The 12,554-nt window shown below is 46.0% G+C and carries 10 protein-coding genes; 4 read left to right on the forward strand and 6 right to left on the reverse strand.

All coding sequences use genetic code 11. The features are described 5' to 3' along the window. Nucleotides 1–5: 5 nt before the first annotated feature. The 6 genes from HNR44_RS13270 to HNR44_RS13295 all read right to left on the reverse strand — a co-directional run bounded on the left by HNR44_RS13270 (nucleotide 6) and on the right by HNR44_RS13295 (nucleotide 6,361). Complete coding sequence (locus HNR44_RS13270; RefSeq protein ID WP_184404798.1) at nucleotides 6–467, reverse strand: hypothetical protein; 462 nt, start codon at nucleotides 465–467, stop codon at nucleotides 6–8. A 1-nt stretch (nucleotide 468) separates the two neighbouring features. After that, nucleotides 469–1,254, reverse strand: coding sequence for a hypothetical protein (locus HNR44_RS13275; RefSeq protein WP_184404799.1), 786 nt, complete (start codon nucleotides 1,252–1,254; stop codon nucleotides 469–471). Between the two features lie 849 nt (nucleotides 1,255–2,103). Next, the gene (gene prpB / locus HNR44_RS13280) at nucleotides 2,104–3,027 is read right to left on the reverse strand and encodes a methylisocitrate lyase (protein WP_184404800.1); all 924 of its coding nucleotides are present in this window, start codon (nucleotides 3,025–3,027) and stop codon (nucleotides 2,104–2,106) included. Between the two features lie 11 nt (nucleotides 3,028–3,038). Next, entirely contained in the window at nucleotides 3,039–4,478 is a 1,440-nt protein-coding gene (locus tag HNR44_RS13285) for a bifunctional 2-methylcitrate dehydratase/aconitate hydratase (protein ID WP_184404801.1), read from the reverse strand. A 59-nt stretch (nucleotides 4,479–4,537) separates the two neighbouring features. Further along, nucleotides 4,538–5,650 (reverse strand): citrate synthase, encoded by a 1,113-nt coding sequence (mmgD, locus tag HNR44_RS13290; RefSeq protein ID WP_184404802.1) that lies wholly within the window; start codon nucleotides 5,648–5,650, stop codon nucleotides 4,538–4,540. Nucleotides 5,651–5,683: 33 nt separating this feature from the next. After that, complete coding sequence (locus tag HNR44_RS13295) at nucleotides 5,684–6,361, reverse strand: GntR family transcriptional regulator (protein WP_343069505.1); 678 nt, start codon at nucleotides 6,359–6,361, stop codon at nucleotides 5,684–5,686. Nucleotides 6,362–6,598: 237 nt separating this feature from the next. On the opposite strand from HNR44_RS13295, the gene ilvD reads away from it, so the two are divergent. The 4 genes from ilvD (at nucleotide 6,599) to HNR44_RS13315 (ending at nucleotide 12,534) form a co-directional block, all read left to right on the forward strand. Continuing rightward, a complete protein-coding gene (gene ilvD / locus HNR44_RS13300; RefSeq protein ID WP_184404803.1) occupies nucleotides 6,599–8,290 on the forward strand; it encodes a dihydroxy-acid dehydratase in 1,692 nt (563 codons plus the stop codon). 786 nt (nucleotides 8,291–9,076) lie between these two features. After that, on the forward strand, nucleotides 9,077–10,078 hold the full coding sequence (locus HNR44_RS13305; protein WP_184404804.1) for a TAXI family TRAP transporter solute-binding subunit: 1,002 nt from the start codon (nucleotides 9,077–9,079) through the stop codon (nucleotides 10,076–10,078). 3 nt (nucleotides 10,079–10,081) lie between these two features. After that, complete coding sequence (locus HNR44_RS13310; protein WP_184404805.1) at nucleotides 10,082–10,540, forward strand: DUF1850 domain-containing protein; 459 nt, start codon at nucleotides 10,082–10,084, stop codon at nucleotides 10,538–10,540. 20 nt (nucleotides 10,541–10,560) lie between these two features. Next, the gene (locus HNR44_RS13315; RefSeq protein WP_184404806.1) at nucleotides 10,561–12,534 is read left to right on the forward strand and encodes a TRAP transporter permease; all 1,974 of its coding nucleotides are present in this window, start codon (nucleotides 10,561–10,563) and stop codon (nucleotides 12,532–12,534) included. The last annotated feature ends 20 nt before the right edge of the window (nucleotides 12,535–12,554 follow it).

Consider the following 12,554-nt stretch of genomic DNA (forward strand, 5'->3'; position numbering starts at 1 on the left):
TTCACTCAGCCCTCTAATTTAGCAACACCTAAGGCAAGGTGATCCCATAGTATCTTTTCCACCTTATCCACTCGTTCTGGGTGACATTCTATGACCAGTATGACTTCCGATTTTTTTCCTTTAAGCAGCCTTTTTCTTTTATAAATCACTTTATAAATCAGTACATCAATGCTAAAACCTAACAAAAATCCGCATGCACCAGCAATAAGCCCCCACCAGATGGGTCCCCATTCCAACGCGAACCCAATACTAGTCCCGGCGACTGATAAAGCCACAGCCAGAGCCGCACCCTTATCAAACAAACTCACCCCATCTGCACGATGGAGCGTGTCAAACAATCTTCGGTTTTCTATCCGATTTTCAAGCGAAACAGCTAAAATATTTCCCTTTTTAATGCCTATTTTATCTAACGTTGATAACGCTAACTCTACATACGTTGAATGTTCAAAAGTGGCAAAGATTTGCACGCTACTCACCTCGACCTAGAGGGATTTTCACACGACGTTCTCGATAATGCTGTTTCAAGAACTTTCGCTGCTCGTTCTCAAACAACTTATTATTTTCAACGGTGTTGACGTAGGCATCATATATAGCAAAGCCATACATAGACGGTAAGAAGAGGAGCCACTGAGGGTGTAAGACTTCTGTTGCTTGACTGATTTGCCCCAAAAAGAGTTGATGCACAGCGACCAGCAAACCCGAAAAATAGACAAATATAATAAACAACGATGTTACAAAAATAGCAGTGAGCACGCGGTGAATGTATAGTTGACCCAAACCAGGTGTGGCAAGGGACCAAAGGACTGCCATCATTGGATTCCTTTTATCTAGGTAATTAATTTCCATAGACCCAATGTTGTAAGTGGTAAAATCCGCATTCTCTTGTTCAGCCAACAAAAATACTTTATTTAAATCAACTGTCGTTCGATAACTATCCCAAATACCAAAAATATAAACCGGTAAATACATCAACAACCATCTTGGTTCCAGTACATCTTTCACCATCTCAAACTGACCTGTAAACGAATAAACGATACCAACGTTGAGACGAGCCATGACGTTTATGAGAATCTCCCATAAGATTAACGCGAATCCCCTCAGATATTTGGATAAAAGGAGATGTCCAAACCCCGGAAAGGCTGTAGACCACCAAGCAATAATATAAGGATTGCATAAATGTAATTGTGTAGTCCCTAAAGTACTCACATATGCTTTGAAGCGACGCTCTTGATTGGTTTGTGAAAAGTTCTGCATGGTGTTAACTCCTGTTATCAATGTTTTCAATCTCTATCAAGAGCCCGATAATACCGCAGTTCTACTACCCCTATAAAAATGCAATATTCGATAGTTACTACCAGCGCACCAACCCTTTACTGATCGTTATTTTCTGCAAATGCCGCTTTCTTATACATAGAAGGGGCCGTCCCCGCTCCCTTGAAAATGCAAAAACAGCTTAATGGGCGATTTCAAAAAGGACTAAGAATCATCAGAAAATATAATGTTATCTAAGAAAAGTTCCTCAAGCGCCGAATAAAATGCCAACGCGCCGAATTATCTAGGTCGTGCGCCGAATAAACGTATTGCTGCGCCGAAAAAAACAGCCTCTGCGCCGAATCCTGTTAGCGCACAATGACTGAATCAGCCACTTACGCCAATGATTGTATGATTCTGACGTCAATATATTGAAATTACAAGGGGCCCCACTTTCGATAGTGATCTTTTATTTCAAACGCTCTACACTAGCTGACAGCTCCGTTACCAATGCTTCGCACGATGACAAAGTGATTTTCTTTTTCGAAGAAGCATCCTCTTATAGCATAAAAACACTTCCTCGAGGCAGGCAGATGTTTTATGCCTTTCAGGGCGCATCTCTCACAGGTTCGTAAGTATTTTCGTTTTTCATGCTTCATTATTCGGTATAGTTTTACAACTTTGACAGTAATCCTGCGGTTTTCCGATGGAACGTTATCCCTTTCGTTTTCCAAGGGGGCGCCTACCCTAGGCTCCAAAATGCTTTTTATCCTCATTCGCTAACGTTCCCCTCTATTTTCCACTCCCCCTAAACGAGAAAAGGCTGCCCCGCTTCTGGGACAGCCTTCTCATTTACCGCCGTTCTTTGCCCTCTTCGGGCAAAATAGTTTTGGCTACTTGTTCATCGAGATTTTCATAGTCATAGTACTGAATCGTATCATACAGCTCTGCCCGTGATTGCATCTGATCCAAGTGATCTTTCTGTGTTCCCTTTTCCAGGATTTCCTGAAATACATCCGCGTAAGCTTTGGATGCGACACGCATGGAAGTGACTGGATAAATCACCATCTGAAAACCGAAAGAAGCAAACGTTTCAGCACTAAAGTACGGGGTTTTTCCAAATTCAGTCATATTCGCGAGTAATGGGGCATCGATTCGTTCTGCAAAATAACGAAAATCTTCTTCACTGGTCAATGCTTCCGGAAAAATTGCGTCTGCTCCGGCCTGTACATACTGACGAGCACGCTCAATAGCGGAATCGCTTCCTTCCACAGCTTTAGCATCGGTCCTTGCAACGACCGCGAGCGTCGGTGCAACCTTTTTAATCGTCTGGATTTTGGCGACCATTTCTTCAGTCGTCACGAGTTGTTTTCCATTTAAATGTCCACATTTTTTGGGTAGCGCCTGATCCTCCATTTGCACGGCAGCAACGCCTGCTTCCACCATTTCCTTAGCGGTGCGTGCGACGTTAATGACACCACCAAACCCTGTATCGATATCAACGAGCACCGGAAGGTCAGTGGCACGTATGAGATCTTGCGCCCGATCAGCGATTTCATTCGAGTAAATCAAGCCGACATCAGGCATACCGCGACTTGCCGTATATGCTCCGCCGGATAAATAGAGGGCTTTGAATCCCGTTTCTTTTGCGACGAGCGCGGACATACCATCATGCGCCCCAGGCATTTGCAAGATTTCATCCTGATCTTGTATCAAGTCTAAAAAAGATTGATAGCGTTCTTGTTGACTAGACTGTTCAGTTACGATCCAACTCATGTTTGATCCCCCTAAATCACAAAGCTTGCCATAAAATCAGTAACTGTCGTTCTTCGAAGCCGTTCGGCCTCCGTACATAAATGGAGGAGATCATCTGCTTGTAAGCGAGGAAATCTCGTTTTTAATGTATCGTAATATTTTTCCTCTAGCAATGGAATGCTCTCCGCACGGCGACGGCGATGTCCAATCGGATACTCAACCGCGACTTCGTTCGTTTTCGATCCGTCTTTAAAAGTGACTTGCACCGCATTGGCAATCGAACGTTTTTCCGGATCGAGGTAATCCTTTGTATACTGCTGGTTTTCTTCTGTATACATCTTCTCACGAAGTTCATCGATTATTGGGTTCTTAGCAATATCATCTTCATAATGATCGGCGGTCAATTCCCCGTAAATCAGCCCAATGGCCGTAATATACTGCAGAGAATGATCACGATCCGCCGGATTGTGAAGCGGGCCGGTTTTATCAATAATACGAATCGCCGACTCATGGGTCGTAATCTTCACTTCAGCGATCTCATCCAGCCTCCACGAAACTTCATCATGAAGCTCAATCGCCGCTTCTGCAGCTGTTTGTGCATGGAATTCCGCTGGGTAAGACACTTTGAATAAAATATTTTCCATGACATAGGAATCCAGGGGCCGGGCGAGGTTAATGTTCTTCCCGCCAACCAGTACGTCCTGGAAACCCCAGTTCGGTGCTGTGAGCGCGCTCGCGTATCCCATCTCCCCTTTCATTGTCATAAGAGCAAGACGAACGGCACGACTCGTCGCATCTCCGGCTGCCCACGATTTTCGTGAACCGGCATTCGGTGCCTGACGGTACGTACGCAAACTTGAATTATCAACCCAGGCCTGTGAAACAGCATCTGCTACCTGCTCCTCGTTTCCGCCAAGCATTGCGGTCACCACTGCCGTAGACGCTACCTTCACAAACAGTACATGATCCAACCCTTGCCGGTTCAAACTATTCTCAAGCGCAAGCACCCCTTGGATTTCATGAGCCTTAACCATTGCTATTAACACGTCATCCATCGTGAGCGGATCTTCACCGTTTGCCAGACGCTTACGACTGACATAATCGGCGGTTGCTAATATTCCTCCAAGATTGTCCGACGGATGCCCCCATTCGGCCGCTAACCACGTATCATTATAGTCAAGCCAGCGAATCATCGTACCAATATTAAAAGCTCCCTGTACAGGATCAAGCTCAAACTGCGTGCCTGGTACCCGAACGCCATTGGGCACAATCGTCCCTGGAACGATGGGACCGAGGTGTTTCGTACACTCCGGATAACGCAGCGCCAAAAGGCCACAGCCGATCGTATCCAGAAGAACATAGCGTGCGGTATCCAATGCTTCTTCACTGGTTATTTCGCTATTTACCGCGTAATCCGCGATTTGAGCCAATACTTCATCTGTGTCCGGTTTTACGTTTACTTTCGTATCCATATTTCACATCTCCCTTTGCTAGAAATCTGACGTGCGTTCTCTCCCCCCGGTATTTCCCCTTACGGGTGCAAACCGCGAGGTCCAGTATAATGCACGCGCGGACGATACAGGCGGTTGTTATCATGCTGTTCGATCACATGGGCACCTAGACCGACCACACGGGCAGCAAAGAAAATTGGGGTATAGAGCGGGATCGGAATGTTCAGTAAATAATAGACAGGGGCAGCGTAATAATCAAGATTTGGATAAAGCCCTTTTTCTTCACGGATAATATCTTCTCCGCGTTCACACATTTCATAGAGGTCTTCACGCCCTTGCTCAACCGCAAGCTTGTGAAGCGCTTTCTTCATTAACATCGCTCTTGGGTCCATTTTTTTCATATAGACGCGGTGCCCAAAGCCCATGATACGCTCTTTATTCCGCAATTTTTCATGCATGAGTGTGGTTAAGCCTTCAACCGTTTCGCCCTCAAGCAACATGTGCATGACCGCTTCATTCGCCCCGCCATGCAAAGGACCTTTCAAGGAAGCAATCGCGCCAGTCATCGCTCCATAAATATCGGAGTTTGTCGAAGCAATGACGCGAGCTGTAAATGTAGAATTCGGCATCTCATGCTCACTGTAGACCATCAACAATTGATCGAACGTTTCCGCTTCCAAATTGCTCGGTTCTTTTCCAGTAATCATATACAGGAAATTACTGCTATATGGTAAATCGGGATTAGCAGCTACAGGTTGATCACCTTGAAGCGTATGATAACTGTTCGCAACAATATTTGGAATTTTCGCTAATACCTTTAACGCTTTTTCCTTATTTGCAGCTGCAGAGCGGTCATCGATGTTCGGATCATAACCCGCCAAGGCCGAAATTCCAGTTCGCATGGCATCCATCGCATGCGTTTCTTTCGGAAGCTTGGAAAATAACTCAAAGAAATGTTCCGGCAATGCATATTCACGTTTTAAATCGCTTTCAATAGACAAACGACCTTGTTGATCAGGAAGTGAACCTTCATATAAAAGATGAACGAGATCAAGATAGTTTTTCTTTTCGGCTAATTCAATCAGATCGTAGCCCTTGATGACAATTTCTTCATTTTCAACATCCAAAAAAGATATGTCTGTTTCCGTTGCGATGACACCGTCAAGACCGGCTTTTACCTTCTGTTCTGCCATGACTTACACCTCTTATTTTGGTATTTCAGAACGCTATGGGCCACCATTTCTTCTTGCGTATTGAGCAATGGTTTCTTCAATGGTGACGAGGCTGCGCCTGATATGCGCGCGCATCGCTTCTTCCACTTCCATTCCTGTCTTTTTTTCTTTTAAAAGTTGCAAGATTTGTTCATGTTCATCTACAGGCATTTGTAGAGGATAGTCGGGGTTCTTATAACCGCTAATCCTTCGGTAACGATCAATTTTGTTTTGCAGCTGCTGTAAAAAGCGCTTATTCGTTTCATTCGAGCTCAACGTGTGCAAAATGTGATGAAAATGCTCACCATGTTTTACAATCTCGTCACTTCGCTTCGTGTCGACAGCTCTGCGCATGAGTGCAACGACGTCTTCCAGCCGATAGAGATGTTCTTTCGTCATATGTTCCGCCGCTTCACGAGCAACAAGACTTTCCAACCGTTCCCGAACCTGAAAGACTTCTCTTGCTTCCTGTAACGTGATCGGCGCAACGATCATCCGGCCATTTTGACGTTTCAAAACCAACCCTTCCAGCTCCAGACGGTACAGCGCCTGACGGAGCGGCGTACGGCTGATCTGTAAATCGTTGGATAAATGCTCCTCACGCAAAGGTAATGACGGCGGATACACCCACTCAACGATATTGTCTTTTAATTGTTCATACGCCAAATCAGCAGCAGACTTTCTTTTATGCACGATCGATTCTCCTTTTTCGTCCGTGTGCCTTTATCACCACACTTCCTCCGTATATATTTATAATTGTATACAAAAATAAGATTCTGTCAATATTTTCTCTACTCTTATAAAGGATTTATGTAGGACGTTCTCCGACCATTTATGATATCCTATTGATTACAGGTGTTCAAAAAGAATTGCTTCTTTTCGAACATAAAATAGATAGATTTTTCTTACATAAGAGAGGGATGAAATCGGATGTCAGAAAAAGATTTACGAATTCGCTCACATGTGATTAGTGAAAGCCCAAACCGGGCGCCAAACCGGGCGATGCTCCGTGCTGTCGGCTTTGGAGATGAGGATTTTAAAAAGCCGATGATCGGGATTGCCAGTGCCTGGAGTGAAGTGACCCCTTGTAACATGCACTTGGATCAGTTGGCAGTTAAAGCCAAGGATGGCGCCGCGACCAATAACGGTGCTCCGCTGATTTTTAACACCATTACAGTATCGGACGGGATTGGAATGGGCCATGAGGGAATGTTCTACTCGCTCCCGAGCCGGGAAGTCATCGCCGATTCTATTGAAACAGTAATGCAGGCCGAACGTCTGGATGGGCTTGTTGCGATCGGAAGCTGTGATAAAAATACTCCGGCATGCTTAATGGCCATGGCCCGTCTGAACGTGCCGTCCATCTACGTTTATGGTGGAACAATTCAGCCAGGAAAACTCCAAGGCGAAGATATTGATATTGTTTCTGCGTTCGAAGCGGTTGGCCAACATCAAGTCGGAAAAATTGACGATGACCGCTTGCATGAAGTCGAATGCAATGCTTGCCCAGGCGCAGGGGCATGCGGTGGCATGTACACCGCTAACACGATGGCTGCGGCGGTTGAGGCTATGGGGATGAGTCTTCCAGGATCGTCCTCGAACCCCGCAATTGCTGACGAGAAAAAAGCTGAGTGTGAACGCGCAGGGGAAATGGTCAATGAATTATTGAAAAAAGACATCTATCCCCGTGATATTATGACAAAAGAAGCATTTGAAAATGCCATTACCGTCGTTATGGCGCTTGGTGGCTCCACGAATGCATTTTTGCACCTCACCGCAATGGCGCACAGCGCGGAGGTTGACCTCTCCCTCGAGGATTTTGAAAACATTCGTTTACGTGTACCTCACCTTGCCGACTTAAAGCCGAGCGGCAAACACGTAATGCAAGACTTAAACAACGTCGGCGGCGTTCCCGCTGTGATGAAAATGCTGCTTGAAGAAGGGCTTCTCCACGGAGACACGTTAACGGTTACCGGCAAAACGCTTAGAGAAAATCTTGAAGAAGCTGAATCCCTGCATGAAGGTCAAAAGGTAATCCAACCTTTTTCAAACCCGAAAAAGGAAAACGGACCGCTTGTCGTTCTGCGCGGAAACCTTGCCCCTGAAGGTGCAGTCGCAAAGATGTCAGGACAAGAAGTCAGCCGTTACAGCGGACCAGCAAAAGTTTTTGATAATGAAGATGCTGCCACAAAAGCTATCATGAACGACGAAATTAAAAAAGGCGACGTCCTCGTAATCCGTTACGTCGGTCCGAAAGGTGGGCCGGGCATGCCGGAAATGCTCTCTGTCACCGCTATGCTCGTCGGCAAAGGGCTCGGTGGTGACGTAGCATTGCTCACCGACGGCCGTTTCTCCGGCGGATCGCACGGATTTGTAATTGGGCACGCCGCCCCAGAAGCTCAAGCCGGCGGCCCTCTCGCATATCTGCAAGAAGGCGATATTATTACGATTGATAGCGATGAACAATTACTCCAAGTCGAAGTCGACGAGGCAGAGATGCAAACACGCGCCAAAGATTGGCAAGCCCCTGGACTTCGGTTTACGACCGGGGTCCTTTCCAAATACGCGCGACTCGTTTCATCGGCCGCAAAAGGCGCGGTCACGGACGGACCAAAAGAATAAATGCACAGGAAACCTGGTTGGCCCACATTCTTGGCCCCAGGTTTTTTATTTTGCCCGGGGCATGCCCCAAGGAGCCGGATTACCCTCGGCGCGCCGAATCTGAACCCCGGGGCGCCGAATTCCTCCCTCGGCGCGCCGAATCTGAGCCCCAGGACGCCGAATTCCTCCCTCGGCGCGCCGAATCTGAACCCCGGGACGCCGAATTCCTCCCTCAGCGCGCCGAATCTGAACCCCAGGACGCCGAATTCCTCCCTTGGCGCGCCGAATCTGAGCCCCGGGACGCCGAATTCCTCCCTCGGCGCGCCGAATCTGAACCCCAGGACGCCGAATTCTTCCCTCGGCGCGCCGAATCTGAACCCCAGGACGCCGAATCTGAACCCCAGGACGCCGAATCTGAACCCCGGGACGCCGAATTCCTCCCTCAGCGCGCCGAATCTGAAAGTAGACTGGTTTTTCAATGGATGGTGAGAAGTAGTATGGTTATAAATATTACATTAATTAGCACATAAATAATGCGTAATTTTATAAATAATGATATTATAAGTGAGTGTTCAAAAAGGAGGACAAAAAGAGCCGAGTAGGTCGAGGAAACGTAACTTCGGGTACCGGAATGCAAGCTCATCTCTACGTAAGCGCTACCTCGCACGCAGAAAAAATGGGTTTCTCTTTCTAGGAGATACGTGGGAGCGCAGCAGCAAGGCGAGGAACGATACGAAAGCTACTTTCCTTGGACTTTTTGAACAACCTCTATCAACGATATTAATGAAAAATATAGGAGGGGTCTGTATGAAGCCTATCAAATGGTTAAGCATCCTTGGGGCAGCCATTTTTGTAAGCGGATGCAATGGAGAAACAGACACAACAGACGAAGCAGCAGACGAAAATGGTGTCGATGAAACAGCAGAAATGGATGATTTGTTCGTCGCGATTGCGGCCGGCGGCCAATCTGGAGCATATTATCCGATCGCAGGGGCTATTTCAAATGTATACGAAGCAGCGGGACATAGTTCAAGTGTTCAGGCGACGGGCGCATCCGTAGAAAATGTGAACTTGATTCAAAGTGATCAGGCTGAACTTGCGATCGTTATGGCCGATACCGTTGAACAGGCATATGAAGGCTTTGGCGCTTATGAAGATGAAGAGCCGCAGGACAATCTTGTTGGTATATCTGGCCTCTATCAAAATGTTGTCCAGATCATTACAACAACAGATTCTGGTATTGAAGCATTTTCTGATCTTGAAGGTGCTGATGTTGCGGTTGGGGATGCTAATTCAGGCGTTGAACTTAATGCGCGTATGATGTTTGAAGCACATGGAATGAGCTATGATGATATTTCTGAAGATTATTTGCCTTACGGTGAAGCCATTGATCAGATTCGCAATGGCCAAATTGATGCAGCTTTCGTTACAAGCGGATTACCCAACCCTGCAGCGATGGAGTTAGCGAGTACACATGATGTCACCGTTGTCCCTATTGAGGATGAAGGAATGGAATACTTAGATGAAAATTATCCTTTCTTCATCGAAGATGAGGTGCCTGCCGGTACTTACGATAATGAAGAAGATATTTCCACACCTTCAATCACCAATTTATTAATCCCCAATCCAGAATTATCAGAAGATGAGGTATATGAACTAACTCGCCTTTTCTATGAGAATTTAGAAGAGATTCAAGTTTCCCATGACGCGGCCGCCGACATTGATACTCAAAATGTAGCTGAAGGCATGAATATACCGATGCACCCAGGAGCCGAGCGCTATTTTGAAGAAGAAGGGTTGCTGGATTAAAAAATGAGGAAGCGTTCTTATGCTTCCTTTATTGTGATTCTGGCAGTTGTTTGTCTATGGTACTTTTTTTCTACTTCGTACCATTTGACGTTGTATTCCCCGCGAGATGGAACCGTATTTGCAGAATATGACATCACTCCCGGAGATGAACTTGAACTTTCCTGGATCCATTCGGTTGAACATACCCCTTGGACGGAGAAGTTGATCGTTACCACTGATGAACAATTCAAATTAACGGAAACTAAATTTCAATCATACGGAGCAGGCGTACCGAGTCATGATGAGGGAGTAACCACGATTGAAAATGACCATATCATTATTTCGGATATCGACCAGTTGCACGATACGTATAATTGGATCCATTCCCACGAGGCAAAATTTTCTTTAACCATTAACGGTGAAATGAAAATGAAACCTGAAGATCTCCCTCACCATACACATGTGGAGATGATCATTCAATAATGTCAGAGAGGTGAAACGACTTGCAGGGGGCCAATCATCTTGAATTAAATAATAATCAAAAAAAACTATTGGAGAAGTTGGATAACGAATCACGATTTCGCAGCTTTGATAACCGATTGCTCGTGTTACTTGTTACGATCATTGCTGTGAGCTTCTCTCTATATCATCTCATAACAGCCTATACAGGGACGCCCGTACCTGTTCTCGTTCACCGCGCCATCCATGTTGCTGTAGTTCTTGTTCTCGTCTTTTTGCTCTTTCCTCCAACGAAAAAAGCAAGGCGAGATCGATTGCCCTGGTATGACATGGTTCTTGCCGTACTCTCCGTTCCTTCCATGATCTATTTATTTGTTAACTACGAGGAAATCGTTACCCGTGGGGGACTTCCCAACACAAATGATATCATCTTCGGAACGTTGTTAATCCTTCTTGTCTTTGAAGCAGGAAGACGGGTCACCGGTTGGGCACTGCCGCTCCTTGCCTTTTTATTTTTACTTTACGCATTGTTCGGTCGTGATTTGCCAGGCATTTTCCAACATCGTGGTTTTGAATGGACGCAGATGACCAACCAACTGTTCATGACCACCGAAGGGATTTTTGGAACGGCCATCGGCGTGTCCGCCACCTATATTATCTTGTTCATTCTTTTCGGGGCTTTTCTTCAAAAATCAGGGATGGGTCAACTGTTCAATGATTTAGCGTTAGCGATCACCGGTAAAGGAAAAGGTGGACCGGCAAAAGTCTCAGTTGTCGCCAGTGGCTTTCTGGGAAGCATCAACGGTTCAGCAATTGCAAACGTCGTTACCACTGGAGCATTCACCATTCCACTCATGAAAAAAATCGGCTATAACAAAAATTTTGCCGGAGCCGTTGAATCGTCCGCGTCCGTCGGCGGACAAATCCTTCCGCCTATCATGGGCGCCGCCGCTTTTATTATGGCGGAAACGTTAGGGGTCCCATACACCGATATCGTACTCATCGCGATTTTGCCTGCACTGCTCTTTTATATCGGTATTCTTACACAAGTGCATTTAAGGGCATCTAAGGATAACCTTTCGGGCCTTCCCCGTCATGAATTACCGAAATTAAAAAATGTCCTCAAAGAACGCGGACATTTATTATTACCAATCTTTTTTCTGATATACATGTTGTTCTTTAGCGGCACGACCATCATCTATTCCGCATTCTGGACAATCATCGTAACGATCATTATTAGTTTTTTAAGAAAATCAACACGAATGGGAATCAAAGATATTATTGACGCGTTGGAATCGGGGGCACGTAATACTGTCAGTGTGGCTGTTGCCTGTGCTACTGTAGGTATTATTGTAGGTGTCGCCAGCCTAACCGGATTCGGTTTGAATCTAGCCAATGCCATCGTCGCCATTGGCGGTGAAAGCTTGTTCCTCACACTCTTATTTACGATGGTCGCCTGCATCGTCCTCGGTATGGGGATGCCAAGCATTCCCGCTTATATTATTACAGCAACCATGGCCGCACCTGCCCTTGTGCAATTAGGTATTGAACCAATCGTAGCCCATCTATTCGTCTTTTACTTCGGTATTTTCGCAAACATCACTCCTCCTGTTGCGCTTGCCGCCTTCGCTGCCGCCGGAGTTTCAGGGGGAACACCGATGAAAACGGGTTTTATCGCATTAAAATTAGCAGCGGCTGGATTTATCGTGCCGTTTATGTTCGTGTACAATAATGATTTACTGCTCATGGGGACCACATTTTTGGAAAGCATACTCGTGATTATCACTGCAGTAACCGGCATATTGATGATCGGCATTGCTGCTGAAGGTTTCCTTTTCGAACGACTGAATATCATTTTAGGCATCCTGATGGCAGGAGGTGCTTTGCTCTTCCTTCATCCAGAGTTGTATACTGACGCACTTGCCATCGCGATACTGGTCACCGTTTCGCTCATACAATGGGGAAAACGAAAGCGTAATATGAGGGTAAGAAACAACAAACAAATAACTGCGACATGAAAATAAATATTGATAAGGGA

Source organism: Geomicrobium halophilum, from assembly GCF_014207655.1.
In the GTDB taxonomy this organism is placed as follows: domain Bacteria; phylum Bacillota; class Bacilli; order Bacillales; family Marinococcaceae; genus Geomicrobium; species Geomicrobium halophilum.